Genomic DNA, 26,209 nt, shown 5'->3' with positions numbered 1-26,209 from the left:
CCGCCGGCCGCGCGGCGCCGGGGCGCGGGCGGCGTCGTGCTCCGCGGTGCCGGTGGGAGACTGGGAGGCATGACGAGCGAACCGAGCGAGGAGCAGGACGTTCCCTGGGCCATGCAGCTGGTCGTGCACCGGGACAAGGCCCTCCCGGCACGCGAGGTGGACGTGGCGGAGGCGGCCGCGAGCGCCGTCGTCACCCTGCTGGCCGATGAGCGCAGTGCCCCGGGCGGGCCCTGGCACGAGGCCGTGCGGACCTGGCGGGACGTGCAGATCCGCAAACTCGTGCGCCGGGCGGACGGCAAGCGCTGGGAGGACGTCCAGTCCCTGCCCGGCGTCACGGTGGTGCATGCCGCCACGGACGACGCCGCCGCGGCCGCCGTGCGCGCGTTCGTCCCGGCCCCGGTGCGCCCCCTGCCGAAGGAGCTGCACAAGCTGCAGGTGTCCGGAACGCAGTTCCCGGCGGGCGGCGCGTCCCGGAACGTGGATGCGGTGGTGACCGTGGAGGTGGCGCCCGGGTTGGGGATCTCCAGCGGCAAGCTCGCCGCGCAGTGCGGTCACGCCGCGCAGCTCGCGTGGGAGGACATGCCCGCCGACGTGCGGGAACGCTGGCGTGTGGACGACTACCGCGTGCGGGTGGTCTTCCCCTCGGTGCGGGAATGGGCCGAGGAGCGGCGGGCGGTGACGGTCACGGACTCCGGGCTGACCGAGCTGGACGGGCCCACGGACACCACCCGGGCGTGGTGGTGAGGGGGAATCCCCCTCACCGCGTGAGGGGAGTGCCTCTCACACGGTGTGAGGCGGCCCGGCGGTGTGGGACGGGGCCTGTGGCTGGAGGGATTCCCGGTGCAGGTCGCGCAGGAACTCGCGGAGGATCGTTTCGCTGCGGCCCCAGTCCGAGACCACGAACGGGACCACCGGACGGCACGTGGCCTCCACCTCGGAGCCACCGTCCGAGGACGGGCGGATGGCGAAGCGCAGACGCTCGCCCCACGTCCGGAACGAGGGCCCCGTTGCTGCCGTGCCGCCGTGGGCCGCGAGTGTCCGCAACCCCAGCTCTTCATTGCCCTGACACACCCGCTCCACCAGTGCCGGCACGTCCTCGGCGGGGACATCCAGATGGGCCCGGCCCTGGCAGCGGGCGCCGTGGACCGTGAGTTCCCACCCCTCGTCCCGGCGGACGCCGGGGCGCCAGGACACCACACTGAAGATGGCCGCCGACACGCCCGCCACCACGGCCCCGGCCACGACGATCGGGGCGAACTCGCCGCTGGCCCAGCGGAAAAGGAGCACCACGAGCCCCACATAGATGAACCAGAGGGCGAGGGCGCCGGCGACTGACGCGCGGGTGACGGGCCTGATGTCCATCACCTCATGGTCGCCGTCCGAGCCGGCGGAAGCAATGGACCTTCGGCCAGAGTCCACGGCGCGCGGCGGAGTCACTGCACAGCCGAATCTGCTCGGAACGGACACCGGCGGTGCTCCACAATCCCGAGACCGCCCGGCCGGTGGGCGTGGCGGGACCGTCACCGTGGGGCCATGACCACAGCACCCACGACCGCCCCGGTCGCCCCCGCCGCAGACAGCCCGCGCCGCGCTCGTCGCGCCGCGGGCCAGCCGTCGCAGGCCGACGGACCGACCTCGCCCCGAGGGCCCGTCGGCGTCCGGACGGGGAGCCACCCGGGCGGGCCCGCCTCGTGGGACGGGCCCATCGCACCCCGCCAGTGGGGGCGCACCCGCCCGGGGTCGTCCCCTGCCTCTGCCCCCGCCCCGGCCTCGGAACGGTCGGACCGTGGGCGGGGCGTTCGGCTGCTCACCATCTCCGCGGAGCTCACGGAAGCCGTGGAGGCCGTGTGCATCGGTGCCGGGGTACCGCTCGTGGTGGGGGATTCGGGGGCACGGGCGGCGTCGTCGGACGTGGTGCTCGTGGACGCCTCCTGGCCAGGCGAGGCCGTGCCTCCGGGGGCGGTGGTCGTGGCGCTCGCCGAGCACGGTGACGCGTGGGACGTCGCCGCACGGCACAGGGCGTCCGCCGTGGTGGTGCTGCCGCAGGCCGCCGCGTGGCTGGCCGAACTGATTTCCCGCTCCGTGGACGCGGAGGTGCCGCGGGCGCTGGGGCGCGTGTACGGCGTCGTCGGGGCCACCGGAGGGATTGGCGCGTCCACCGTGGCGAGCTGGCTCGCGGGGTACTTCGCCGCGCAGGGTCGCGAGACCGCCCTGGTGGACGGTGACCCGTTGGGTGTCGGGCTGGACCTCGTGCTCGGCGAGGAGGGCACGGACGGACTGCGCTGGCCCGAGCTGAACCAGTTCTCCGGCGCCGTGGCCGCAGATCAGCTGTGGGCCGCCATGCCGCGCGTGGAGACGCTGCGCTACCTCTCGTGGGACCGTCGCGCCACGCACGCGGAGACGGTTCCCGCGGCCGCGGTCGTCGCGGCCCTGCGCGGGGCGGCCGCGGTCCAGGTCGTGGATCTCTCCCGCGGCGATCTCGAGCGGCAGGCGCGGTGGTGCGACGCCGTGCTGGTGCTGACCCCGCGCACGGTGCGAGGTGTGCTCGCGGCCGAGCACGCCGTGGCCCGCTGCGGTGCGGTGCCCGTGCTCACCGCACTGACAGGGATCAACGTGGCGGACCTTGAACCGCGCGTCCTCGCCGACGCCACCGGGGTGCCCTGCGCCGCCACGATTGCCTTCGATGCGCGCGTGCCCCAGCACCTGGACGACGGCACGGTGCTGCGCCGCGGCCGGACCGCCAAGCACGCCAAGACGGTTGCGGTGCTCGCCCGGGCCCTGGAGGAGCTGTCGTGACTGCCGTGTCCAGCCGTGCGAGCCACGACCGTGCCACGGCCACCGACGCCGCCGGGAGCGCCACCGAGCTCGACGACGCGTTCGTGGAGCAGGTGCGTGAACGGCTGCTCGCCGAGGGAGGCGCCATCACGGACACCCGGATCGCCACCGCCGTGCGGGAGACCGGACGGGTGCTCGGCGCCGTGGGCTCGGTGCGCGCGGCCCAGCACGTCAAGGCGCAGCTGACCGGCCTGGGCCCGCTCGAACCCCTGCTGCCCGCCTCCGGGCTGAGCGACGTCTACGTCAACGGCCACGAGAACGTGTTCGTGGAGACCCTGGAGGGGATCCAGCGGGTGGCCTCCCCGTTCACGAGCGAGGCGCAGCTGCGGGCGCTTGCCGTGCGGCTCGTGACGGCCGCGGGGCGGCGACTGGACGACGGCCACCCCTGCGTGGACGTGCAGACCGCCGCCGGACTGCGCGTGCACGCCGTGATCCCGCCCGTGTCCACCGGGGGAACGCTGCTGTCCATACGGTTCAGGGCGCCGCAGCGGCTGTCCCTGGCGGACCTCGTGGCCTCCGGCACCGTGCACCCCTTCGTCGCGGACGTGCTCACCGATGCCATGGCGGCCGGGGCAAACCTCATGATCAGCGGGGCCACCGGCTCCGGTAAGACCACGGTGCTCTCCGCACTGCTGTCCCAGTGCCCGCCCGAGCAGCGGATCGTGCTGGTGGAGGACGCCGCGGAGTTGAACCCCGAGCACCCGCACGTGGTGGGTCTGCAGTCCCGCCAGGAGAACGTGGAGGGCGCCGGCTCCGTGGACCTCTCGGAGCTCGTGCGCCAAGCCCTGCGGATGCGACCGGACTGGCTCGTGGTGGGGGAGTGCCGCGGGGCGGAGGTGCGGGACCTCCTGACGGCGCTGAACACCGGGCACTGCGGAGCAGGCACGGTGCACGCGAACTCGGCGCGAGCGGTACCCGCGCGGCTCGCCGCGCTCGGATCCCTGGCGGGGCTCAGCCGGGAGGCCGTGGACCTGCAGGCGTCCAGCGCGCTGGACCTCGTGGCCCACGTGGACCGCACGCCCGCCGGTCGGCGATTGACCGAGGTGTGCGTCCTCGCCCTGGAGGCCGGTGCGCTGCGCACCCTGCCCGCACTGAACACCACGGACGGCCACCCGGTCCAGGGCCCCGGATGGCCCCGGCTGGCACAGCTTCTTGCGCGCGGACGGGAGCTGTCGTGACGGCCACCGTGCTCGCGGGCGGTCTGGTGCTCGCCGCTCTGCTGATCGGCTCCGGTGCCGCTGCGCCTGCCGGCCGGTTGAGGTCGGTGGGGGCTCTGTCCCCACGACGCGAGGGTGAGACGCCGCGCTCGCGCCTGCTCAGGACGTGGCGGCGCCGGGACCGGGCCACCGAGGCCATGCGCTGGGTCACCACGGTGCGCCGCCTGGCCGCGCTGCTGCACGCTGGGCGGGCGCCGTCCACGGTGTTTGCAGAAATCACTCCCGGGGCCTCCGCGACCGATCCCACCTCCCGGTGGATCACGCGGGTGTGCCAGGAGGTGCACGCCGCGGTACTCGTGGGCATCCCGGTCTCGACCACGCTCGGGCGGTTCGCCCGCCGGCCCGCCAGTGTGGGTGACCGCATGCTCGGCGCCACGGCCCGCTCGGTGTGCGCGCAGCTCGCGGCGTGCTGGGAGATCTCGGAACGTTCCGGATCGTCGCTGGCCCACACTCTCTCCGGGGTGGCGGAGTCCCTCGAATCGCAGCTGGACGCCCAGGCCGCCCGCGAGAGCGCCCTGGCCGGGCCGCGCGTCACCGTCCGCACCCTGTCCTGGCTGCCCGTCCTTGCCCTGGCACTCGGCATGCTCATGGGCACGGACCCGGTGACCACCCTGCTCACCACAGGGTGGGGGCAGATCGCGCTCGCCGCGGGAGCCGGTCTGAGCATCGCGGGCCGCCTGTGGACGCGCCGCCTCCTGCACCGCGCCGAGGCGGTGAACGGATCATGATGGCCGCCGCCCTCGCGGGTCTGCTCGCCGCCGCAGCCCTGCTGCTGTGGGTGTCACCGGGCATGCCCGGGGCCGGCCCACACGTTCCGGGCCGACGACGCCGCGCAGCCGGCCACGCTGCCCCGCTCACCGCTCCACCGGAGGCTGAAAAGTCTGCATTCCCCGCCCTCCCCGCTGCGGCTCTCGTCGAGCTCACGGCCTGCCAGCTGGATGCCGGGCTGCCGCTCGCCGAGGCCGTGGGGGTCCTGGCGGACAGCAGCGCGGGGCGCCCGTACCCGGCACTGTCCCGGGCAGCCGCCGCCCTGCGGCTCGGTCTCTCCTGGGAGGCGGCCTGGCCGCACGAGAAGGCGCTGCCGCAGGAGATCCAGGACTACCGCGACGCCCTCGAGTTCACGGCCACCTCGGCCACGGCGTCCGCCTCCGTGCTGCGCGGGCAGGCGGAGCTGGTGCGCCGCGCCGAGTACCGCCGGGCGGAGCGTGCCGCCGAAGCCCTCGCTGTGCAGCTCGTCCTCCCGCTGGGACTGTGCTTACTGCCCGCGTTCATGTGCTGGGGCGTGGTGCCCGTGCTCATGAGCCTGCTGCCCAGGGCGTTCGGCTCATGACCGCCCGGCGCATCCACCAGGTTTCTCGGGTCCGGGGACCGCCCGCTCGTGTGCGTGCGCGCGCCCACCACACCCCTTTTCACACCACGCATTCCACACCACAGTTCCACCCACCGAAGGAGACCCACATGTCCACGCTCACCTGCCCTTCCGCCACCCCCGATGCCTCAACTCCCGCGCACGACGACGCCACCCGCCTCGCTGACCTGCCGCCCCGGGCCGTGCCGGTCACCGAGCCGTCCGTCGGCGAGGGTACCGAGGTTCCCGCCGAGGCCACGGACCCGTCGCATCACCCGGTCGAGGACGCGGGAGATGCCGCGAACCCGGACGCCTCCGACCTCGCCTCCCTGGACCAGGACGACCCCGACCTCGGGGCGTCCACCGCGGAGTACGCGGTCATCGTGCTGGCCGCCGCCGCGTTCGGCGGGGTCATGGCCGCGGTGCTGTCCTCGGACTCCGTGTCCGGGATGCTGCTCGGGATCATCCAGAAGGCCCTGGCCATCTGAGATGCCCACCGGATCCGCGGGGTGCGGGGCGCTCGTCCCAGCGAATGAGCGTCCCGCACCCCGGTGGGCCGGTGCAGCGGAGACCGGGCTGCCGAGTCACCCACCACCCGTCAGGAGGAACCATGATCGACCGGACCAGAGCTCGTCCAGACCACACCGACCCGGACCGGGGCGCGGTGACCGTGGAGACCGCCGTCATCATGCCCGCCCTCGTGCTGCTGCTGGCGGTGCTGCTCGCCGCGGCCGCCGCCGGGATGACCACCGTCCGGTACGAGGAAGCGGCGCGGGCGTCCGCCCGTGCTGCTGCGCGCGGTGAGAACACGGCGGTGGTGGAGCGCACCGCGCGGGAGATCGCGGGTGAGTCCGCGAGCGTCGACGTCGGGGCCGCGGCCGGTCGTGTGACGGTGGCCGTCAGCGGCCCCGCCCCCGGAATCCTGGGGCAGTGGAGCGACTGGCGTCTCGACGCGAACGCGAGTGCGGCGGTGGAGAGAGGCGCGGGCGCGCCGTCGGATGACGGGCAGGGCGGAGCCGGGGAGCGCGAACTGGAGGGCGCCACGAACCACGCCGGTGGGACCGGGCCCACCACAGACAAGGACGGAGCCGGTGATGGAGGACCGTGACGAGGGCTCGGGGACGGTGCACGGACTGACCCTCGCGGCGGTGCTGTGCACGCTGCTGATCGCGCTGCTCCTCGTGGCGCAGGCGGGGATCGCCACTCACCGGGCCGCCAAGGCCGCGGACCTGGCGGCGCTCGCGGCCGCGGACGTCGCCCGCGGACTCACCTCTGGCATCCCGTGCGAGACCGCTCAGGCGGTGGCCCGGGAGAACGGGGCGGACGCTGTCGAGTGCGCGGTGCTGGCTCCGGAGAACACCACGGTGGACGTCACCGCGACCATCGATCTGCCGCCCCCGCTGACCCCGCTCGGACCCGCGCGCGGGGTGTCCCGCGCAGGTCCGCCACCGGGGGAGACGTGATGGCCACGACCCGGGGGAAGCGCTCAGGATCTCCGGGGTCGGGTGGACACGGATGGAACGGGCCGGCGTCGCGGAAGGAGGGCCGCCGGCGGCAGGAGTCCCCGTCCGCCCTCGCCCGCACGGAGACCGCACGAGGCGCCCACCCCGTGGAGGGTGGGCACCTCGCCTGCCCTCGTCCGCGCGGAGGCCGCTCAGGGTGCGAAGCGCAGCACCCCGTTGAGCAGCTTCAGCGCTCCGGCCTTGTCCAGCGGATTGTTGCGGTTGCCGCACTTGGGAGACTGCACGCAGGACGGGCAGCCGGACTCGCACTCGCACTGGGCGATCGCGTCCCGGGTGGCGGCCAGCCACGTGCGGAACATGTCGTAGCCGCGTTCGGCGAAGCCCGCGCCGCCGGGGTGGCCGTCGTGCACGAAGATCGTGGGCAGCTCGGTGTCCACGTGCAGCGCGGTGGACAGCCCGCCCACGTCCCACCGGTCGCACGAGGCCAGCAGGGGCAGCAGCCCGATCATGGCGTGCTCCGCGGCGTGCAGGGCGCCGGGGATGTCCGGCTCCTCGATGCCCATGGCGGCCAGTTGAGGCCCGGACACCGTGAACCACGTGGCCACCGTGGACAGCTGCCGGGGTGGCAGCTCCAGGGGTTCCTCGCCCGCCACTTCGTTGGAGGCCACGAGCTTGCGCTGGTAGCTGATCACCTGCGTGGTCACGTCCACGGCACCGCGGTGAATGGTCACGGGACCCCACTGCATGGAGTCCGCGACCGAGTCCACCCGCACCTCGGTCACGTCCCGCGCCACGGTGTAGAAGTCCGGGAACGCCCGCCGCACGGCTGCCACGTGCAGCTCCTCGTCCAGCTCGTCCACCAGGTAGGTCCTGCCCTGGTGCACGTACACCGCCCCCGGGTGCGCCTGGTAGTGGGACTGCGGCGCTCCCATGGTGCCCAGCACGGTGCCCGTGTCCGAGTCGATGATCTGCACCGGTCCGCCGTCCCCGGAACGGATCGAGACCATGCCCGCGGGCTGTTCGGCGCGGGTCCAGAACCACCCGGACGGGCGGCGTCGCAGGTGGCCCGCCGTGGAGAGGGAGTCCACCACGTCGCGGGCCGTGGGACCGAAGCGTTCCAGCTCCTCGGGCCGCAGCGGCAGCTCCGCGGCCGCCGCGCACAGGTGGGGTGCCAGCACGTAGGGGTTGGAGGCCTCGAACACGGTGGCCTCCACAGGGACGTCGAAGATTGCCTCCGGATGGTTCACCAGGTACCCGTCCAGCGGGTCGTCCCCGGCGATCAGCGCCGCCAGGGCGTGCTGCCCCGAGCGCCCGGCCCGCCCGATCTGCTGCAGGAATGAGGCCCGGGTGCCCGGCCACCCGGCCACGAGCACGGCGTCGAGGCCCGCGATGTCGATCCCCAGCTCCAGCGCGGAGGTGCTGGCCACCCCGAGCAGCCGGCCGTCCCGCAGCTGCTGCTCCAGCTCTCGCCGCTCCTCCGGGAGGAAGCCGGAGCGGTACGCCGCCACCCGGTGGCCGAGCGAGGGGTCAACCTCCTCCAGTTGCCGGTGGGCGGCCTGGGCAATCGTTTCGGCCCCGCGCCGGGAACGGATGAACGCGATGGTGCGGACCTGGCGCAGCACCAGGTCCGTGAGCATGTCCGAGGCCTCGGCGGTGACCGTGCGGCGTCGTGGGGCGCCGTTGTCCGAGCCGCCGGGGGACTGCTCCGGCTCCCACAGCACCACCGTGCGCGAACCGTGGGGCGAGGTGTCCTCGGTGACCGCCGTGACGTCCTCGGGAGGGCAGCCGATGAGCTTGGCGAACGACTCCTGCGGGGACGCACTCGTTGCGGAGGCCCCGATGAACCGCGGGGACGCCCCGTAGTGCGCCGCGATCCGCGCGAGGCGGCGCAGCACCACCGCCACGTGCGAGCCGAAGACCCCGCGGTAGGAGTGGGCCTCGTCGATGATCACGTAGCGCAGCCGCCGCAGGAACCGGGACCACCCGGCGTGGTTCGGCAGGACCCCGTGGTGGAGCATGTCCGGGTTGCACAGGATCACGTCCGCGTGCTCGCGGATCCAGCGACGTTCCCCGGGATCGGTGTCGCCGTCGTACGTGGCGGCCCGGACGTCGTCGAACCCCAGGGCGCGCAGGGACGTGAGCTGGTCCGCGGCGAGTGCCTTGGTGGGGGAGAGGTAGAGCGCGGTGGCCTCGTCCGGGTGGTGGAGCATCCCGGGGCGCTCGGCCAGGGCCAGGCGACCGCGGTGCACGGCGTCCACCACGAGGGTCTGGTAGACGAGCGACTTGCCGGAGGCCGTACCGGTGGCCACGATCGCGTGCCGCGGGGCGGTCAGTGCGGCCACCTGATGGGCGTAGGGCTCGTGGATGCCCAGCCGCTCGTAGGCGGCCACCACGTCCGGGTGCAGCCAGTCCGGCCAGGGCGCGTGCACGGGCGCCCGCTCCGGGATCTCCCGGACGTGACGGACCTGCTCGGGGCGCGGTCCGCGGCCGAGCAGGTCCACCATCTCCTGGGAGGTCGTCATCCCGTCATTGTCACCCACCCGGTGAGGGGCCACGAACGAGCTGCCCGGGCCCCGGGGGCAGAAGGCGGCCCGCACCGCATCGCCGCTGCCCCACGCCCCGGCCGTGCCGCGCCCCGGCCACATCGCACCTCGGCCGTACCTCACCTCGGCCCCACGGCGAACCGGCGGCGTCGCCCGACCCGGCCCTGCTGGTCTCCCACTCGCCTGCCTCGGGGTCGGGGTGCCGACGACGCCTCCGGCCACCCTCACCCACCGCGCGCACGTGCGTGGAATCATGGGGGCATGAGCAACGACGCACATCCCCACCCCATGAACATCTCCGGAGAGCACGAGGACGCCCCGCAGGGCTCGCCCATCTCGGAGCTCAGCGAGGAGCAGAGCTGGGAGCTGCTCCGGCAGGCCCGCTTCGCCCGGCTGGCCACCCGCGACGGGGACGAGATCGACATCACGCCCCTGAACATCGTGGCCGACGGCGAGAAGATCTACTTCCGCTCCGCCAAGGGCACCAAGGTGCTGCACCTGCAGCTGAACCCGAACGTGGCCCTGGAGATCGACCGCACCGCCGGTTCCGAGGCGCACTCCGTGGTGGTCCGCGGCACCGCGGCCATGATCACGGACGCGGACGAGATCAAGCGCGTGGAGGAGCTCGGGCTGCGTCCGTGGCTGAACACGGAGAAGATCGAGTTCGTGGAGATCACCCCCACCCGCATCACCGGCCGCGCGTTCCGGCTGGGTCACTGAGCGTGGCCGCTGCTGCCTCCGGTCCCGCCCCGTTCAGCACCGTCCCGGACGCACCCCGTTCCGACGACGCCGCCCTGGTCGCCGCCCTGCGCGCGGATTTCACGGCGGCGGGCTTCACAGTGGACCGTGTCACGGACCTGGTGGGCCCGGAGGCCATGTCCGCGTGGTCGCGGGACCAGGCGGTGCCCGCCCGGCGCGCGCTGCACGAGTGCGGATCGCAGGATCCTGTGCTGAGCACCCTGACGGCGTTCTTCCTCCTGGGCGATCCCGTTCAGTCCTCCGCGCTCGACGCCGCCCTGCCCACCGTGGGTGCCTCCGGGCTGGCGCGCCTCGGGCTGGTGGAGGACACCACCGAGCACACGGGCAGCGGCACGGCCACCGGTGCAGGCACCGACCCGTTGCTGAGCGCCGCCATGGACCTGCGCCCCTACGCCACGGACTCCTCCGAGGAGCTCTGGGTGGCGAGCGACCTGGGTGCCTTCCAGCGCCCGGGCGTGTTGCGCCACGACCACGTGCTGGGCATCGGCGGCGCCTCCACCACCCTGGTGCAGTCCACCCCGCGCCGCCCGGTGGCCACGGCCCTGGACCTCGGCACGGGCTGCGGGATCCAGACGTTCCACCTGCTGGCCCACGCCGAGCACGTCACCGCCACGGACATCTCCGAGCGTGCCCTGGCCACCACGCGCTTCAACCTGGTGCTCAACGCCCCGGCCCTGGGCCTGGACCCGGAGCACCTGAAGGACCGGGTGAGCCTGGAGCTGGGCAGCATGCTGGAGCCGGTGGCCGGGCAGCACTTCGAGATGGTGGTGTCCAACCCGCCGTTCGTGATCACCCCGCGCACCCCGCAGGAGACGGACGCCGAGCGCTTCACCTACCGGGACGGCGGCCTGCCCGGGGACCGGATCGTGCGGGACCTGCTCGCGGAGCTGCCCTCGGTGCTCACCCCGGGTGGCACCGCGCACCTGCTCGCCAACTGGGAGATCCCCCGCGATCCCCAGGGCGAGCCCGAGTCCACATGGTCCCGGGGGCCGGAGTCCTGGATCCCCGCGGGTACCGGGGCGTGGATCATCCAGCGCGAGCTGCAGGACCCGTGCGAGTACGCCGAGACCTGGTTGCAGGACGCCTCCCAGCAGCGCGATCCGCAGGCATTCGACCGCGCCTACGCCGCCTACCTGGACGACTTCGCCTCCCGGGACGTGGCCGCGATCGGCTTCGGCATGGTGTGGCTGCAGCGCCCCGAGGGCAGCGAGCGCACGGCTGAGCCCCACGACGGCGCCCTCAGCGCGGACGACGCCGCCGTCGCCCCGAGCCCTGCGCACGTCTGCTCCCAGTCTGATGTGTCCGCCCTCGCCGGGCCGGGCGCCGAGCGCGCGGCGAGCGGGAGCGCAGAACCCGGCCGTGCGGCGTCGTTCCCCCTGCCGCGGATCTTCGAGACCGTCCCGCACCCGATCCAGCAGCCGATCGCCCCCGCCCTGGCCGCGGAGTGGGAGCGGACGGTGTGGCTCAACAGGGAGGCGGTGGACGCCGAGAGCGGTGCCCCCGGCCAGCCCGCGTGGCTGGAGCGTCGTCTCACCGTGGCGCCGGATGTCACCGAGGAGCGACACGGCACCCCGGGCGCGGAGGACCCGTCCCTGATCCTGCTGCGACAGGGCGCGGGGCTGCGGCGCACCGTGATCCTCTCCAGTGAGGCCGCGGGTTTCGCCGGGGTGTGCGACGGCGAGCTCCGTGCCCAGCAGATCCTCACCGCCCTGGGTGTGCTGCTGGGGTGGCAGGAGGGCCCGTCGGAGCAGCTGGTGGCCGAGATTGCAGGTCTCATCGCGCACGGGTTCCTGCTGGAGGTGTCAGACTGACCCCGTGGGCGAGCCCGTGATCCTGATCCGGACCACGGCCGCGCACCGGGTGTGAACGCCTGCACAGTCACGAGGCTCGGCGGAGCCGGTGAGCCGCGTGACGTACGCTGACGTCTCAGACGCGGGACGAGACACACCACGAGCACCAGACCGGGCGCCGTCGCCTACGCTGAACGGCGACCACCAGCAACAGACCCGCCCCGCAAGCACGGGTCACGACGAGGAGCACCTTTGGCACCGAAGGCCACCAAGACCGCCGGCACGGGCAAGAGCCTGCTGATCGTGGAGTCACCGTCCAAGGTGAAGACGATCGCGGGCTACCTGGGGGACGCCTACGAGGTGGAGTCCTCCATGGGACACATCCGTGACCTGCCGCAGCCCTCCGAGCTGCCCACGGACATGAAGAAGGGCCCGTACGGCAAGTTCGCGGTGGACGTGGAGCACGAGTTCGACCCGTACTACGTGGTGAACCCGGACAAGAAGAAGAAGGTCACCGAGCTCAAGCGCAAGCTCAAGGACGCGGACGCCCTCTACCTCGCCACTGATGGGGACCGCGAGGGCGAGGCCATCGCGTGGCACCTGCTGCAGGTGCTCAAGCCCAAGGTGCCCGTCTACCGCCTGACGTTCCCCGAGATCACCAAGGAGGCCATCGAGCGCGGCTTCGGCCAGCTGCGGGACATCGACCAGGACCTCGTGGACGCGCAGGAGACCCGCCGCATCCTGGACCGGCTCTACGGCTACGAGATCTCCCCGGTGCTGTGGCGCAAGGTGTCCTCGGGTCTCTCCGCCGGCCGTGTGCAGTCCGTGGCCACCCGCCTGGTGGTCCAGCGCGAGCGCGAGCGGATCGCGTTCGTCCCCGCCGACTACTGGGACCTCACGGGCCAGTTCTCCCGCCCCGAGGGCCAGGACGCCGGACGTGCGTTCTCCGCGCGCCTGAGCTCGGTCAACGGCCGCCGCGTGGCCACGGGCAAGGACTTCGACGACCGCGGCCAGCTCAAGTCCCCGTCCTCCGGCAACGCACCGGTCACGCTGGACGAGACCGTGGCCACGGCGCTCGCGGCCGGCCTGCAGGACGCGCCCTTCTCGGTCCGTTCCCTGGAGACCAAGCCCTACACGCGCCGGCCCGCGGCACCGTTCACCACGTCCACGCTGCAGCAGGAGGCCGCGCGCAAGCTGCGCTTCACGTCCCGCACCACCATGCGTGTGGCGCAGCGGCTGTACGAGAACGGCTACATCACGTACATGCGAACGGACTCGGTGGCCTTGTCCGACCAGGCCGTCAACGCCGCCCGCGCACAGGCCAAGGAGCTCTACGGCCCGGAGTTCGTGCCGTCCTCCAAGCGCGTGTACGCCTCCAAGTCCAAGAACGCGCAGGAGGCCCACGAGGCCGTGCGCCCCGCCGGGGACACCTTCCGCACGCCCTCCCAGGTGCGCTCGCAGCTGTCCGTGGACGAGTTCAAGCTCTACGAGCTGATCTGGAAGCGCACCGTGGCCTCCCAGATGCAGGACGCCAAGGGCGACACCGCCACGGTGCGCCTGGGCGCCACGGCCACCTCCGCGGCCGGTGAGCACGCCGGGGCCGACGCCGAGTTCTCGGCCTCCGGAACCGTCATCACCTTCCGGGGGTTCCTGGCCGCGTACGAGGAGGGCCGGGACGTGAACCCGGACCTCACCGCGGACTCCGGCAAGAAGGGCGCCAAGGACGAGGACAAGCGCCTGCCCGTGATGGCCGAGGGCGATGCACTGGACGCCTCCGAGGTCACCGCGGACGGGCACACCACCACCCCGCCGGCCCGCTACACCGAAGCCTCCCTGGTGAAGACCCTGGACGAGCTAGGCATCGGCCGCCCCTCCACCTACGCCGCCACGATCTCCACGATCATGGACCGCGGCTACGTGCAGGTGCGCGGTTCCGCCCTGATCCCGTCCTGGCTCGCGTTCTCCGTGGTGCGGCTGCTGGAGGACCACTTCTCGGACTACGTGGACTACGACTTCACGGCGGAGCTCGAGGAGGACCTGGACCGGATCTCGCGCGGCGAGGCCGAGCGCGTGAAGTGGCTCTCGGGCTTCTACTTCGGGGAGAACCCGTCCGATCCCGGCCTCAAGCCCATCGTGGAGGACCTCGGGGAGATCGACGCCCGGGCCGTGAACTCCATTCCGATCACGGACGAGATCACCCTGCGCGTGGGCAAGTACGGCCCCTACCTGGAGTCCGGCGGCACCCTGGACCCGGAGACCGGGGAGATCACGGATCCCGTGCGCGCAAACGTCCCCCTGGACCTCGCCCCGGACGAGCTCACACCCGAGAAGGCGCAGGAGCTCATGGAGATCGGCAAGGCGGACGGCCGTGAGCTGGGCGTGAACCCGGAGAACGGCCGCACCATCGTGGCCAAGGACGGACGCTACGGTCCCTACGTCACCGAGATCGTGCCCGAGCCCACGCAGGAGGAGCTCGACGCGATCCCCACCGAGTACTACAAGAACGGCAACCCCAAGCCCAAGAAGATCGAGAAGCCCAAGCCGAACACGGCCTCGCTGTTCTCGTCCATGAACCTGCAGGACATCACACTGGAGGACGCCCTGAAGCTGCTGTCCCTGCCGCGCGAGCTCGGCCAGGACACGGACGGTGAGACCATCACGGTGCAGAACGGCCGCTACGGGCCGTACCTCAAGAAGGGCTCAGACTCCCGCTCGATCTCCTCCGAGGACCAGATCTTCACGATCACCCTGGAGGAGGCCAAGACCATCTACGCGCAGCCCAAGCAGCGTGGCCGCCAGGCCGCGCGGCCGCCGCTCGCGGACCTGGGCGCGGACCCCCTCACGGAGAAGCGCATGGTCATCAAGGAGGGCCGCTTCGGCGCGTACATCACGGACGGCGAGACCAACGTGACCGTGCCGCGCGCCGAGGCGATCGAGCAGATCACCGCGGCCCGGGCCTCCCAGCTGCTCGCGGAGAAGCGCGCCAAGGGCCCCGCCCCGGCCAAGGCCCCGGCGCGCTCGCGGGCCAAGAGCTCCACCGCCAAGAAGCCCGCGGCCAAGAAGCCGGCCGCGAAGAAGCCCGCCGCCAGGAAGCCGGCGGCCCGGAAGACGGCCACCACCAAGACCACCGCGAAGTAGGGTCCACCCTCGGCCCGGCACCCCTGGGGGTCAACCGACCGGCTCGCGCCCCCGAGCTGGGCCGGGCCGGGCACCGCACGTCTGCGAAAGTAAGGAACTCCCATGAGGCTCTCCGTCCTGGACGTCGGCTCCAACACGGTGCACCTGCTCCTGCTGGACGTCTACCCCGGCTCCCGCCCGGAGCCGTACGCGTCCCACAAGGTGGCGCTGCGGCTGGTGGACCACCAGGACGCGGACGGGCGGATCACGGACGAGGGCCGGGACCTGCTCACGTCCTTCGTGGTGGAGGCCCGGGACTTCGCGGTGGAGCACCGTGCGGAGGACCTGCTGGCGTTCGCCACCTCGGCCATCCGTGAGGCCACGAACGGCAACGACGTCCTGGAGCACGTGCAGTCCACCTCGGGGGTGACGCTCACGGAGCTGTCCGGGGACCAGGAGGCCGCCATCACGTTCTCGGCCGTGCGCCGCTGGTTCGGGTGGAGTGCGGGCCGGATCCTGGACTTCGACATCGGTGGCGGCTCGTTCGAGATGGCGATCGGCACCAATGCGCTGCCCACGGTGGCCACCTCCGTGCCGCTGGGAGCGGGCCGGTTGTACCGGACCTACCTGGCGGGGTCCGACGTCGCCTCTCCCGCCCAGTTCAAAGCTCTGCGCAAGCACGTGCGCACCACGCTGCGCCCGGCCGTGGACCGGATCGCCGGGGGCGGGCACCCGAACCTCGTGGCAGGCACCTCCAAGACCTTCCGCTCCCTCGCCAGGATCTGCGGGGCGGCGCCCTCCGCACAGGGACCGTACGTGGAGCGGCTCATGCACCTGGAGGACCTGCGGCTGTGGACCCGTCGCATGGAGGCCATGAGCGTGGTGGAGCGCGCGGACCTGCCGGGCGTCTCCGAGCACCGGGCCGCCCAGGTGGTGGCTGGGGCGATCGTCGCGGAGACCGCGATGGACATGCTCGCGGTGGACACCGTGCAGATCTCCCCGTGGGCGCTGCGCGAGGGCCTGATCCTGCGCCGCATGGACCGCCTGGTCCGGGACGCCACGAGCGAGACCGTCAACCCTAAGGACCTGGTGAACCGCCGATGAGCGAGACCCCTGCCGTCTACCGGCCCCACGTGGCGCTGTCCACGAGCTCGCTGTACCCCCAGGGCGTCCCGGAGACCTTCGAGGCCGCCACCCGCCTGGGCTACGACAGCGTGGAGGTGCTCGTGACCCACGAGCGCATGAGCCAGCTGACCCACCAGCTGCTGGACAGCGTGCAGAAGTACCAGATCCCCATCTCCACCATCCACGCGCCCACGCTGCTGTTCACCCAGCAGGTGTGGGGCAAGTCCTGGACCAAGATCCAGATGGCCGCGAAGCTCACCCACCAGGTGGGCGCCGAGGTGGTGGTGGCCCACCCGCCGTTCCGGTGGCAGCGCAAGTACGCCCGGAACTTCGTGGCGGGGGTCCGGGAGGTCTCCCGCATGACGGACACCAAGATCTCCGTGGAGAACATGTACCCGTGGCGCGTGGCCGGACGGGAAGCGGTGGTCTACTCCCCGCACTACAGCCCGCTGGGCCAGGACTACGACTGGGTCACGTGGGACTTCTCCCACGCCGCCACGGCCACGATGGACTCCCTCGCGGCCGTGCAGGAGCTCGGCTCCCGGCTGGGCCACGTGCACCTCACGGACGGTTCCGGGGAGACGCTCGCGGACGAGCACCTGCTCCCGGGCCACGGCGTGCAGCCTGTCGCGCAGACGCTCGAGTACCTGCGCGACCAGCGCTGGCAGTGCGTGGTGGGCGTGGAGGTCTCCACGCGCAAGTGCGAGACCCCGGACCAGCGCGACGAGTGGCTCGCGGAGTCCCTGGACTTCGCCCGCCGCCACATGACGGTCCAGGGCTGAGGCGGCCGCCCCGGCACGGGCACTGTCACCCGGCGAGCCGCGCGCTCGCACCGGCGGCGCGGCAGAGGACGCATCCGGGCGACGTCGCCGGGCTGGCACCGCGCGCGGGGACGGCCCCGCGGGTGCGAACCTACCCGGGCAGTCGCTCCCCGAGCCGCCGGGAGATGGCGGAGACGAGGAACGTCAGGAAGACCACGTGGAAGCCCATGGCCACGACCACGAGTGCGCGGGCCGTCTGCCCCACGGGGTGGATGTCCCCGTAGCCGATCGTGGCCAGGGTGACCACCGTGAAGTACAGCGCGTCGGTGCGCGTCTCCAGCCCCTCGAACTGGCCGGGGATCATGGACACCGCGTGGAACGACAGCGCGATCACGGCCACCGCCACCATCAGCAGCAGGAACAGCCGGCCCACGGGATCGTCCCCGCGGCGCAGGTGGCGGATGATCACGGCACCCACCACGGTCAGCCCCAGCAGTGAGGCGATGATGCGTCCACCGAGGTCTCTGTCCGGGTCCAGGGGGATCGCGTAGTACGTGACGGTCACCGCGAGCAGACCGACCAGGGCCCGGAGGGGGCGGATCGAACTGGTCCACCCGCGCCCGTGGGAACCACGCTGCACGCGGGTCGGTGTCTGGGTCTCAGCGGGCTCCGAGGACATCGCGCACCTCCTGTCCCGTCAGCGGATGCTGAGCCGCCGGGCGGGCCGCCCGGGGGTGCAGGGGTGCTACGGGAACCACCCGTGGGCGCAGTGCCACTCCGCGGACCACCCGCGGATGGTGAGCCGCCACGAGCGGACGCCGCGCGGCGCTCGTGGACGCGGTGGACGGGCTCCGCTCGGGGAGCCGGACGCGAGGGCACCGCCGCGAGGCACGGTGGAGGGAAGAGGACACGCGGGCTCCTGACTCGATGCGTGGTGTGCTGGGCCCAACCCTAATCGGGCAATCCGCGAACGCCCCCGCTGTGTCCCCGGAGTGCCTGCCGTTCCGTGGGCCCGGTGAACGCCTCCGGCGGGCCCAGGAACACTTCCGGTGGGTCCCACGAACGCCTCCCACGGGTCCCGCGAACGCCCCCGGTGTGCCCCGCGCGAACGGGACCGTCCTCCCTGGGTCCTCCCTGGGCCCCGCACACTCCCACGGGCCGCCGGGCCCCCAGTCGCGGGCCCCCGGGGCGGCGCGGTACCGTCGGGGGAGCTTCCCGACCACCACAGCCCGTGAACGGCGCCACCCGGCGTGCCCGCGGGGCCCGAGAGGATGAGACACCATGGCTGAGCTGACACTGACGTTCCTCGGAGCCGGTTCCATGAACGGCTCCATCCTGCGCGGCGTGCTGGCCGCGGGCACGGAGGCGGGCGGCGTGCGCGCGACGACCCGTTCGGCGTCGTCCGCGGAGGACCTGCACCGGGAGACCGGCGTGGAGGTCTTCGCCGGGGAGTCGGACCCGGAGGCCAACCGGAAGGCCGTGGCCGGCGCGGACGTCGTGCTGCTGGGCGTGAAGCCCTACGCCATCCTGGACCTGGCCCGTGAGGTCGCGCCCGCGCTGGACCCCTCCACCGTGGTGGTCTCCGTGGCCGCGGGCGTCACCCTGGACGCGCTGCAGCGGGCCCTGCCGGACGGCCAGCCCGTGGTGCGCTGCATGCCCAACACGCCCTCCAGCGTGGGCCGCGGGGCGCTGTCCGTGACGCCGGGGGAGCACACCTCGGCCGAGCAGCTCGCGCAGGTCAAGGACGTCCTCGCCACGGTGGGCACCGTGGTGGAGGTCCCCGAGCATCTGATCCGCGCGGTCACCGGCGTCTCCGGCTCGGGCCCCGCCTACGTGTTCTACCTGGCCGAGGCCATGCAGCAGGCCGGCGAGAAGCTGGGCCTGGACCCGGAGACCGCGCGCGTGCTCGCCAAGGAGACGGTCTCGGGTGCGGGAGAGCTGCTCGCCCCGGACGACGCCGATCCCGCGGATCTGCGCCGGGCCGTCACCAGCCCGGGCGGCACCACCGAGCAGGCCATCACCACGTTCGACGAGAAGGGTCTGCGGGACATCGTCGCCGCAGGAGCGGAGGCCTCCGCGACCAAGGGCGACGAGATGGAGAAGGAGTACGACGGGCAGTGACGCCCGCTCCCACGCCCACCCCACGAGACCAACAAGGCGGTACACCATGAGCACGTTCGGCATCGAGGAGGAGTTCCTCCTGATCGACCGCGGGGACAGGCTTCCCGCCCGCCCCACCCCCGAGCAGTCCGCGCAGCTGGTCTCCCTGGAGGCGGGCGGCGGCGCGGCCACGCCCGAGTGGCTCTCGTGCCAGGTGGAGGAGACCTCCCCGATCTTCCACGACGCCGCCGGGGCCGTGGCCTCGCTCGTGGACTTCCGCACCACGCTGCACGAGGCCACGGACGCCATGGGCATGGACGTGGTGGGCGTGGCCGCCGCCCCGGACATCCGCCCCGAGCCCGCGGACATCACGGTGAACGAGCGCTACCAGCGCCTCGCCGGGTACACGCCCGCGATCGCCGCGGACCAGTACATCAGCGGCATGCACGTGCACCTGGGCTTCCCGGACATGGAGGACGCCGTGCGGGCCCTGAACGGGCTGCGCGGCTGGCTGCCCGCCCTCGTGGCGATCGGCGCCAACTCGCCCCTGTGGCGGGGCGCGGAGTCCGGCTTCGAGTCCTGGCGCTCCATCCACTACCGCCGGTGGATCGCGAACGACATCCCGCCGCACTTCAAGGATCTCGCGGACCACGAGCAGCGTGTGGCCGTGCTCAGCGCGTTCGACGTGATGGAGAGCCCCTCCACCCTGAGCTGGCTGGCCCGGCTCTCCCACAGGCACGGCACCCTGGAGATCCGGGCGTGCGACGTCCAGCTGGAGGCCCAGGACTCCGTGGCCATCGCGGTGCTGATCCGCGCGCTCGCGGACTACGCCGTGGACGTGCCGCCCACCGTGGAGCTGAGCCAGGAGTACCTGGACATCGCCCTGTGGCAGGCGGCCCGGTGGGGTCTGAGCGGTCGCGTCCTGGACCCTGTGGCCGCGGAGCTCGTCCCCGGGGAGACCCTCGTGGACACGCTGCTGGAACGGGCGCGGGACTACCACCCCACGGCCGCGGACCGGGAGTTCGCGGAGACCGGCGTGCGCCGGATCGTGGCGCGCGGCAACGGCGCCATCCGGCAGCGCCGCGCGTTCGCCCGCGCCGGGATCCCCGGGCTCATGGACATGGCCACGCAGGCGATGACGGCGGACCCGCGCGCCTGAGCCGGGGAACCGCGCACGGTTGCGCTGCGGCGTTCACGCGTGTGCGGGCCGGTACGACGCCGCCGCACCCGCGGGTGCCGTTGCGCGTCTTCTCCCGCGGGCCGGGACGGCCGCCGACCTCCGGCGGGTGAAGGACGCCCGGGAGGCGACCGTGCGGCGTCGTGCTACGGGCGGGCGGCGAAGCGCTCGATGAGGTCCACGTGCCCGGAGACGATCAGCAGGTCCCGCGAGGAGACCGTGGTCTCGGGGCGGGCGTAGGTGAAGTCCTCGCCGGGGGACTTCACGCCCACCACGGTCACGCCGTACTTGGAGCGGATGTCGGACTCGCCCAGCGTGAAGCCCTGGGTCTCGCGGGGCGGGTACATCTTGACGATCGCGAAGTCGTCGTCGAACTCGATGTAGTCCAGCAGGCGCCCGGAGACCAGGTGGGCGGTGCGCCGTCCGGCGTCCGCCTCCGGGAAGATCACGTGGTGCGCGCCGATGCGCGCCAGGATCTTGCCGTGGGCGGGGGAGATGGCCTTGGCCCAGATCCGGTCGATGCCCAGGTCCACCAGGTTGGCGGTGATCAGCACCGAGGACTCGATGGACGTGCCCACGCCCACCACCGCGGAGGAGAACTCCGCGGCACCGATCTGGCGCAGGGCGTCCATGTCCGTGGCCTCGGCCTCCACCACGTGGGTGAGCTGCCCGGCCATCTTCTGCACGAGGCTCGCATCGCGCTCCACGCCGAGCACCTCGCGGCCCTGCTGGATGAGCTGCAGCGCCGTGGCGGCACCGAACCGGCCTAGCCCGACCACCAGGACGGGGGCGGCGTGGGAGGAGTTCTTAGCCAATGATCGGCCTCTCTTCCGGGTAGGAGTACAGACGACGGCGGGAGCGCAGCGCCAGGGCGGTGGCCACCGTGGTGGTGCCGATGCGCCCCACCAGCATGATGACGGACAGCACGTACTTCCCGGCGTCCGGGGACGCCGCAGAGACACCCGTGCTCAGCCCGCACGTGGCGTACGCGGAGATGACCTCGAACAGCACGTGGTCCAGGGGCAGGTGCGTGAGCGCGACCATCACGGCGGAGCCGGCCAGCACCACGGACGCACCCATCATGATCACGGAGATCGCGATGCGCAGCACCGAGTCCGGGATGGTGCGGAAGAACGCGATCACGGACTGGTCGCCGCGCGCCTCCGCGAGGATCGCCAGGAACACGACGGCGAGCGTCGTCACCTTGATCCCGCCCGCGGTGGACGCGGAGCCGCCCCCGGCGAACATCATGGCGTCCGTGAGCAGCAGCGTGACCTGGGAGGTGTCCGGCATGTCCACCAGGTTGAAGCCGCCGGAGCGCATCATCACGGACGCGAAGAACCCCTGGAAGATCCGCTCCGGGACGGACTTCCCGCCCAGGGTCTCCGGGTTGTTCCACTCCACGGCCAGGAACAGCACCCACGCGAGCAGCAGCAGGATGGCCGTGGTCACCACGGTGAGCTTGGCGTTGAGGTTCCAGCGGTTGAAGCGGAAGCCCACCTGGCGCAGCACCAGGATCACGGGGAAGCCCAGGGAGCCCATGATCACGCCCACGCACACCGGCAGCAGGATGAGCCACACCGTGGGCCCGGCGTGGTCGTAGGGCACCAGCCCGTCCGTGTGCGGGGTGAAGCCGGCGTTGTTGAAGCTGGAGACCGCGTAGAACACGCCGTGCCACAGAGCGGTGCCCAGGGGCTCGCCCTCTGCCAGGAAGCCCACGGAGAGCACCACGGCCAGTGCGGCCTCGATGGTGATGGAGGTGATCACGATGATCTGCAGCAGCGAGCCCACCTCGCCCAGGCGCCCGATGTTCAGCGCCTCCTGCGTGATGAGCTTGGACTTCAGCCCCAGTTTCCGCCCGATGGCCAGGGCCAGGATGGAGGTCATGGTCAGGGTGCCCAGGCCGCCCACCTGGATGGCCACCAGAATGACCACCTGCCCGAACAGGGACCACTGCGCGGCAGTGGACACGGTGGTCAGCCCCGTCACGGTCACGGCGGAGGTGGCGGTGAACACGGCATCGGCGAAGTCCGTGTGCCGACCGGGCTGCGCGGAGACCGGCAGCCACAGCAGCAGCGCGAAACCGAGGTCCACGATCACGAACACGATCACGGCCAGCCGCGCGGGGGAGGAGTCCGCGATCCGGTCCACGAAGTCGCGGATCCCGCGCGCAGTGCGCGTGGTCAGAGGTTCTGTGGCGGAGGCGTCGGCATCCTGCTCCTCCACGGCGCTGGGCTGTTCGAGCTCGCTCACGGCACCTCCTCGGGCGGTCACGGGGTGAACCGGGGTGCGCGGCGCGGATCCCGGGAGTTGCTGGGCGCAACGTCCTCCAGTATTCCCTGTCCCGGTGCGGTGCGGCGACAGCCCCGCAACCCGAGTGGTCTAATGGGTTTGTGAGCTCCGTGACAAAGGGCAACGACGCCCAGCACCCCACCAGCGTCTACTGGGACCCGCAGCTGCTGCAGTACAACTTCGGGGACTACCACCCCATGAGTCCCACGCGGCTGGACGCGACCATGCGCCTGGTGCAGGACCTGGGCCTGGACACGGCGGAGAACGTGCGGGTCACGGTGCCGGAGGTCCCGGAGGACGCCGTCCTGGAGCTCGTGCACACCCCGGAGTACGTGCAGTCCGTGCGCGCGGTCTCCGAGGACCCCACCCGTGAGATCCCGGAGTGCGGCCTGGGTACGGAGGACACCCCCGGCTACTCGGGCATCCACGAGTCCAGTGCGCGGCTGGTGGGCGGCAGCTACCAGGGGGCCATGGACCTGCTGAGCGGGAAGGTGGTCCACGCCGTCAACTTCAGCGGCGGCATGCACCACGCGGCCGCGGACAGGGCCTCGGGCTTCTGCGTGTACAACGACTGCGCCGTGGCCATCCAGCACCTGCTGGACAACGGCGTGCAGCGCGTGCTCTACGTGGACGTGGACGGCCACCACGGGGACGGCACGCAGTCCATCTTCTACGACGAGCCCCGCGTCATGACCATCTCCCTGCACGAGACGGGGCTCTCCCTGTTCCCGGGCTCGGGCTTCGCCAACGAGATCGGCGAGGGCGAGGCCGCCGGGACGGTGGTCAACGTGGCCATGCCCACGCGCTCCGACGACGCCCAGTGGCTGCGCGCGTTCGACGCCGTGGTCCCCCCGATCACGCGGGAGTTCGCCCCCGAGGTGATCGTCTCCCAGCACGGCTGCGACTCCCACTTCCAGGACGAGCTGACCCACCTGCGTGTGAGCGTGGACGGCCAGCGTCAGGTGGCGCTCGCCGTGCGTGACCTCGCGGACGAGGTCTGCGAGGGCCGCTGGCTCGCCACGGGCGGCGGCGGCTACGACGTCCACGACGCCGTGCCGCGTTCCTGGGCGCACCTGGTGGGCGTCGCATCGGGCCACCCCGTGGCCGTGACCACCAGGGTGCCGCAGTCCTGGCGGGACTACATGAGCGAGACGTACGGCGGCCGGCCTCCCGAGGTCATGGGTGACGACGTGGACCTGTGGTGGCGGTCCTGGGAGATCGGCTACGACCCCAACGACGAGACCGACCGCAGCATCATGGCCACCCGCAAGGAGGTCTTCCCCCACTGGGGGCTGGACCCCTGGTACGACTGACACGCCTGCCGGGCGGGGCGCACCGGGCAGCGGATTGGGGTGGACGCGCGCGCTCCCACTAGGCTGTTTCCCATGTCCCACGATGCATATTCCGCGCTCTCCGATCCCACACGACGCCGCATCCTCGCGGCCCTGCAGGACGGTGCGCGGCCGGTGGGCGAGCTCGTCACCGAGCTGGAGGTCTCCCAGCCCACGGTGTCCAAGCACCTCAAGGTGCTGCGTGACGCCCGCATGGTGAGCACCCGGGCGCAGGGGCAGAAGCGCTTCTACAGCATCGCCCCCGAACCCCTCGAGGAGGTCGTGGCCTGGCTGGGTGAGCTCGTCGTCGCCGCCGCGGATCCCGCACAGGGGACGACGCCGCCCGCGCCGGCCTCGGAGCCCGTCCCGCCGATCGCGTCGGACGATGCCGAGGAGGGAGACCGCTCCCCGGCCGCCGAATCCGCCCCCGAGCGGTCCGTGCCGTGGTTCACCGCGGAGGTCACCGAGGTGACGGAGGACGAGGAGTCCGGGACCGGCGTCGTACCGGCTGCCGTGGATGACGCGCCCGGGGCCGGTGTGGCGGACCACGAGTCCGGGGCGCCTGCCGTGTCCGACGCCCAGGACGAGGCTGCGGAGCACCGCGCCGGGTTGGGGGAGCCGGACCCCGCCGCCGACCGCGAGAGCGAGGACCTCGAAACCGCCGTGGAGCACTGGGTCGAGACCCTCCCCGAGGAGGAGGCCCCGGTCACAGCGGCTAAGGTGGACAACGATGTCCCCGCCGACGCACGCGCGCAGTCCGGTGCCGTGCGCGAGGCCGGCCCCCGCGATCTTGCAGGGCCCGACCCGTCCGAGAGCGCGGAGCTGCTGCGTCCGCGCGGTGGGGCGCATCGTCGTCAGAGCGGTCTGCTGTCCACTCTGACGGGGTTCCGGCGCCGTGGCCGCGGCACACGCCGCGACTGAGGGCCCCACCCACCGACACCACGAGACGGCAGGAGAGCCATGCACGAGAAACTGATCCCCATCCGGCAGATCATCACGGCACGCAACCCGGGAGAGTCCGAGTTCCACCAGGCCGTGGACGAGGTCTTCGAGTCCCTGGGACCCGTGGTGGCGCGGCACCCGGAGGTGCTGGACTCCGCGATCGTGGAGCGGATCTGCGAGCCCGAGCGGCAGATCATCTTCCGTGTGCCGTGGGTGGACGACCAGGGCGAGGTGCACATCAACCGCGGTTTCCGCGTGGAGTTCAACTCCGCCCTGGGCCCGTACAAGGGTGGGCTGCGCTTCCACCCCTCGGTGTACCTGGGCATCGTCAAGTTCCTGGGCTTCGAGCAGATCTTCAAGAACGCGCTCACGGGCATGCCCATCGGCGGCGGCAAGGGCGGCTCGGACTTCGACCCCTCCGGGCGCAGCGACGCCGAGATCATGCGCTTCTGCCAGTCCTTCATGACCGAGCTGTACCGCCACATCGGCGAGTACACGGACGTTCCCGCCGGTGACATCGGCGTGGGCGGCCGGGAGATCGGCTACCTGTTCGGGCAGTACAAGCGGATCACCAACCGCTACGAGTCCGGGGTGCTCACGGGCAAGGGCCTGTCCTGGGGCGGCTCACTCGTGCGCACCGAGGCCACCGGCTACGGCGCGGTGATGTTCGCCGAGGAGATGCTCAAGACGCAGGGCAAGAGCTTCGACGGCCGGGACGTGGTCGTCTCCGGTTCCGGAAACGTGGCCATCTACGCGATCGAGCGCGCCCAGTCCCTCGGGGCCAAGGCCCTCACCGCCTCGGACTCGGGCGGCTACGTGGTGGACAAGGACGGCATCGACCTGGAGCTGCTCAAGCAGGTCAAGGAGGTGGAGCGCGGGCGCATGAGCGACTACGCCGAGCGCCGCGGCTCCTCCGCCACCTACGTGGCCGGCGGTTCCGTGTGGGACGTCCCGGGTTCCGTGGCCCTGCCGTGCGCCACCCAGAACGAGCTCAACGGCCGCCAGGCCAAGACCCTGCTGGAGAACGGCGTGGTGGCCGTGGCCGAGGGCGCGAACATGCCCTGCACCACGGACGCCGTGCACCTCTTCCAGGAGTCGGACGTGCTGTTCGCGCCGGGCAAGGCCGCGAACGCCGGCGGTGTGGCCACCTCCGCCCTGGAGATGCAGCAGAACGCCTCGCGGGACTCGTGGAGCTTCGAGCACACGCAGGACCGGCTGCAGGAGATCATGCGCGGCATCCACGAGACCTGCGCCGCGACCGCCGAGGAGTACGGCATGCCCGGCAACTACGTGGCCGGTGCGAACATCTCCGGGTTCATCAAGGTGGCGCGCGCCATGGTGGCCCAGGGCATCATCTGAGACCGCGCACGAGAGCAGAGAGCACGAGAATACGGGGGCTCGCGACGGTG

Annotated in this window: 23 protein-coding genes; 18 read left to right on the top strand and 5 right to left on the bottom strand. The window is 72.4% G+C overall.

Features of this window, described 5'->3' with window-relative positions:
* Positions 1 to 69 precede the first annotated feature (69 nt).
* The gene (locus AABM36_RS12070) at positions 70 to 744 is read left to right on the top strand and encodes a peptidyl-tRNA hydrolase (protein WP_423446535.1); all 675 of its coding nucleotides are present in this window, start codon (positions 70 to 72) and stop codon (positions 742 to 744) included.
* A 36-nt stretch (positions 745 to 780) separates the two neighbouring features.
* Here the strand turns inward: AABM36_RS12070 and AABM36_RS12065 are convergent, their stop codons facing one another.
* On the bottom strand, positions 781 to 1,362 hold the full coding sequence (locus AABM36_RS12065; RefSeq protein ID WP_423446533.1) for a hypothetical protein: 582 nt from the start codon (positions 1,360 to 1,362) through the stop codon (positions 781 to 783).
* A 474-nt stretch (positions 1,363 to 1,836) separates the two neighbouring features.
* On the opposite strand from AABM36_RS12065, the gene ssd reads away from it, so the two are divergent.
* The 7 genes from ssd (at position 1,837) to AABM36_RS12030 (ending at position 6,863) form a co-directional block, all read left to right on the top strand.
* The gene (gene ssd, locus AABM36_RS12060) at positions 1,837 to 2,796 is read left to right on the top strand and encodes a septum site-determining protein Ssd (protein WP_423446531.1); all 960 of its coding nucleotides are present in this window, start codon (positions 1,837 to 1,839) and stop codon (positions 2,794 to 2,796) included.
* Positions 2,793 to 4,013, top strand: coding sequence for a TadA family conjugal transfer-associated ATPase (locus AABM36_RS12055; RefSeq protein ID WP_423446529.1), 1,221 nt, complete (start codon positions 2,793 to 2,795; stop codon positions 4,011 to 4,013). Before ssd ends, AABM36_RS12055 begins: the two co-directional genes overlap by 4 nt.
* Positions 4,010 to 4,780 (top strand): type II secretion system F family protein, encoded by a 771-nt coding sequence (locus AABM36_RS12050; protein ID WP_423446527.1) that lies wholly within the window; start codon positions 4,010 to 4,012, stop codon positions 4,778 to 4,780. The genes AABM36_RS12055 and AABM36_RS12050 overlap by 4 nt, the downstream gene beginning before the upstream one ends.
* Positions 4,777 to 5,382, top strand: coding sequence for a type II secretion system F family protein (locus AABM36_RS12045; RefSeq protein WP_423446525.1), 606 nt, complete (start codon positions 4,777 to 4,779; stop codon positions 5,380 to 5,382). Before AABM36_RS12050 ends, AABM36_RS12045 begins: the two co-directional genes overlap by 4 nt.
* 128 nt (positions 5,383 to 5,510) lie before the next feature.
* Positions 5,511 to 5,888 (top strand): DUF4244 domain-containing protein, encoded by a 378-nt coding sequence (locus tag AABM36_RS12040; RefSeq protein ID WP_423446523.1) that lies wholly within the window; start codon positions 5,511 to 5,513, stop codon positions 5,886 to 5,888.
* A 122-nt stretch (positions 5,889 to 6,010) separates the two neighbouring features.
* A complete protein-coding gene (locus AABM36_RS12035) occupies positions 6,011 to 6,508 on the top strand; it encodes a TadE family type IV pilus minor pilin (protein WP_423446522.1) in 498 nt (165 codons plus the stop codon).
* A complete protein-coding gene (locus tag AABM36_RS12030; protein ID WP_423447960.1) occupies positions 6,495 to 6,863 on the top strand; it encodes an Rv3654c family TadE-like protein in 369 nt (122 codons plus the stop codon). Before AABM36_RS12035 ends, AABM36_RS12030 begins: the two co-directional genes overlap by 14 nt.
* A 191-nt stretch (positions 6,864 to 7,054) precedes the next feature.
* On the opposite strand, the gene AABM36_RS12025 is transcribed toward AABM36_RS12030, so the two are convergent.
* Positions 7,055 to 9,385 carry a DEAD/DEAH box helicase gene (locus AABM36_RS12025; protein WP_423446520.1) on the bottom strand — a complete coding sequence of 777 codons (2,331 nt, stop codon included), beginning with the start codon at positions 9,383 to 9,385 and terminating at the stop codon, positions 7,055 to 7,057.
* A gap of 282 nt (positions 9,386 to 9,667) precedes the next feature.
* Here AABM36_RS12025 and AABM36_RS12020 point away from each other — a divergent pair, with 282 nt between their 5' ends.
* The 5 genes from AABM36_RS12020 to AABM36_RS12000 all read left to right on the top strand — a co-directional run bounded on the left by AABM36_RS12020 (position 9,668) and on the right by AABM36_RS12000 (position 16,979).
* Complete coding sequence (locus AABM36_RS12020; protein WP_423446518.1) at positions 9,668 to 10,126, top strand: pyridoxamine 5'-phosphate oxidase family protein; 459 nt, start codon at positions 9,668 to 9,670, stop codon at positions 10,124 to 10,126.
* A 2-nt stretch (positions 10,127 to 10,128) separates the two neighbouring features.
* On the top strand, positions 10,129 to 11,976 hold the full coding sequence (locus AABM36_RS12015) for a DUF7059 domain-containing protein (protein ID WP_423446516.1): 1,848 nt from the start codon (positions 10,129 to 10,131) through the stop codon (positions 11,974 to 11,976).
* A 231-nt stretch (positions 11,977 to 12,207) separates the two neighbouring features.
* On the top strand, positions 12,208 to 15,093 hold the full coding sequence (gene topA, locus AABM36_RS12010) for a type I DNA topoisomerase (RefSeq protein WP_423446514.1): 2,886 nt from the start codon (positions 12,208 to 12,210) through the stop codon (positions 15,091 to 15,093).
* Between the two features lie 102 nt (positions 15,094 to 15,195).
* Positions 15,196 to 16,176, top strand: coding sequence for a Ppx/GppA family phosphatase (locus AABM36_RS12005; protein ID WP_423446513.1), 981 nt, complete (start codon positions 15,196 to 15,198; stop codon positions 16,174 to 16,176).
* On the top strand, positions 16,173 to 16,979 hold the full coding sequence (locus tag AABM36_RS12000) for a sugar phosphate isomerase/epimerase family protein (protein ID WP_423446511.1): 807 nt from the start codon (positions 16,173 to 16,175) through the stop codon (positions 16,977 to 16,979). Before AABM36_RS12005 ends, AABM36_RS12000 begins: the two co-directional genes overlap by 4 nt.
* 130 nt (positions 16,980 to 17,109) lie before the next feature.
* Here the strand turns inward: AABM36_RS12000 and AABM36_RS11995 are convergent, their stop codons facing one another.
* Positions 17,110 to 17,637, bottom strand: coding sequence for a potassium channel family protein (locus AABM36_RS11995; RefSeq protein ID WP_423446509.1), 528 nt, complete (start codon positions 17,635 to 17,637; stop codon positions 17,110 to 17,112).
* 602 nt (positions 17,638 to 18,239) lie between these two features.
* On the opposite strand from AABM36_RS11995, the gene proC reads away from it, so the two are divergent.
* Together proC and AABM36_RS11985 are read left to right on the top strand one after the other, a co-directional pair.
* Positions 18,240 to 19,079, top strand: coding sequence for a pyrroline-5-carboxylate reductase (proC, locus tag AABM36_RS11990; RefSeq protein WP_423446507.1), 840 nt, complete (start codon positions 18,240 to 18,242; stop codon positions 19,077 to 19,079).
* A gap of 46 nt (positions 19,080 to 19,125) precedes the next feature.
* Positions 19,126 to 20,217, top strand: coding sequence for a carboxylate-amine ligase (locus AABM36_RS11985; protein ID WP_423446505.1), 1,092 nt, complete (start codon positions 19,126 to 19,128; stop codon positions 20,215 to 20,217).
* Between the two features lie 164 nt (positions 20,218 to 20,381).
* Here the strand turns inward: AABM36_RS11985 and AABM36_RS11980 are convergent, their stop codons facing one another.
* Positions 20,382 to 21,050: a potassium channel family protein gene (locus tag AABM36_RS11980; RefSeq protein WP_019311110.1), complete on the bottom strand. Its 669-nt coding sequence runs from the start codon at positions 21,048 to 21,050 to the stop codon at positions 20,382 to 20,384.
* A complete protein-coding gene (locus AABM36_RS11975; protein WP_423446503.1) occupies positions 21,043 to 22,488 on the bottom strand; it encodes a TrkH family potassium uptake protein in 1,446 nt (481 codons plus the stop codon). The genes AABM36_RS11980 and AABM36_RS11975 overlap by 8 nt, the downstream gene beginning before the upstream one ends.
* A 140-nt stretch (positions 22,489 to 22,628) precedes the next feature.
* Between AABM36_RS11975 and AABM36_RS11970 the strand changes: the two genes are divergently transcribed.
* From AABM36_RS11970 to gdhA, 3 genes are all read left to right on the top strand, one after another.
* Entirely contained in the window at positions 22,629 to 23,840 is a 1,212-nt protein-coding gene (locus AABM36_RS11970; protein WP_423446501.1) for an acetoin utilization protein AcuC, read from the top strand.
* A 72-nt stretch (positions 23,841 to 23,912) separates the two neighbouring features.
* Positions 23,913 to 24,779, top strand: a complete 867-nt coding sequence (locus tag AABM36_RS11965; protein ID WP_423446499.1) for a metalloregulator ArsR/SmtB family transcription factor — start codon at positions 23,913 to 23,915, stop codon at positions 24,777 to 24,779.
* 39 nt (positions 24,780 to 24,818) lie between these two features.
* Positions 24,819 to 26,159 carry an NADP-specific glutamate dehydrogenase gene (gene gdhA, locus AABM36_RS11960; protein WP_423446497.1) on the top strand — a complete coding sequence of 447 codons (1,341 nt, stop codon included), beginning with the start codon at positions 24,819 to 24,821 and terminating at the stop codon, positions 26,157 to 26,159.
* Positions 26,160 to 26,209: the final 50 nt, after the last annotated feature.

This window comes from Kocuria sp. KSNUG, assembly GCF_049532735.1.
Lineage (GTDB): Bacteria > Actinomycetota > Actinomycetes > Actinomycetales > Micrococcaceae > Kocuria > Kocuria rhizophila.
This window is presented reverse-complemented; position numbering and strand designations above follow the sequence as displayed.

What these genes read in the sequence shown, in the direction of transcription:
- AABM36_RS12070 (WP_423446535.1), top strand. Translation starts at nt 70, where the DNA reads ATGACGAGCGAACCGAGCGAGGAGCAGGACGTTCCCTGGGCCATGCAG.
- AABM36_RS12065 (WP_423446533.1), bottom strand. Translation starts at nt 1,362, where the DNA reads ATGGACATCAGGCCCGTCACCCGCGCGTCAGTCGCCGGCGCCCTCGCC.
- AABM36_RS12045 (WP_423446525.1), top strand. Translation starts at nt 4,777, where the DNA reads ATGATGGCCGCCGCCCTCGCGGGTCTGCTCGCCGCCGCAGCCCTGCTG.
- AABM36_RS12040 (WP_423446523.1), top strand. Translation starts at nt 5,511, where the DNA reads ATGTCCACGCTCACCTGCCCTTCCGCCACCCCCGATGCCTCAACTCCC.
- AABM36_RS12035 (WP_423446522.1), top strand. Translation starts at nt 6,011, where the DNA reads ATGATCGACCGGACCAGAGCTCGTCCAGACCACACCGACCCGGACCGG.
- AABM36_RS12030 (WP_423447960.1), top strand. Translation starts at nt 6,495, where the DNA reads ATGGAGGACCGTGACGAGGGCTCGGGGACGGTGCACGGACTGACCCTC.
- AABM36_RS12025 (WP_423446520.1), bottom strand. Translation starts at nt 9,385, where the DNA reads ATGACGACCTCCCAGGAGATGGTGGACCTGCTCGGCCGCGGACCGCGC.
- AABM36_RS12020 (WP_423446518.1), top strand. Translation starts at nt 9,668, where the DNA reads ATGAGCAACGACGCACATCCCCACCCCATGAACATCTCCGGAGAGCAC.
- AABM36_RS12005 (WP_423446513.1), top strand. Translation starts at nt 15,196, where the DNA reads ATGAGGCTCTCCGTCCTGGACGTCGGCTCCAACACGGTGCACCTGCTC.
- AABM36_RS12000 (WP_423446511.1), top strand. Translation starts at nt 16,173, where the DNA reads ATGAGCGAGACCCCTGCCGTCTACCGGCCCCACGTGGCGCTGTCCACG.
- AABM36_RS11995 (WP_423446509.1), bottom strand. Translation starts at nt 17,637, where the DNA reads ATGTCCTCGGAGCCCGCTGAGACCCAGACACCGACCCGCGTGCAGCGT.
- proC (WP_423446507.1), top strand. Translation starts at nt 18,240, where the DNA reads ATGGCTGAGCTGACACTGACGTTCCTCGGAGCCGGTTCCATGAACGGC.
- AABM36_RS11985 (WP_423446505.1), top strand. Translation starts at nt 19,126, where the DNA reads ATGAGCACGTTCGGCATCGAGGAGGAGTTCCTCCTGATCGACCGCGGG.
- AABM36_RS11965 (WP_423446499.1), top strand. Translation starts at nt 23,913, where the DNA reads ATGTCCCACGATGCATATTCCGCGCTCTCCGATCCCACACGACGCCGC.
- gdhA (WP_423446497.1), top strand. Translation starts at nt 24,819, where the DNA reads ATGCACGAGAAACTGATCCCCATCCGGCAGATCATCACGGCACGCAAC.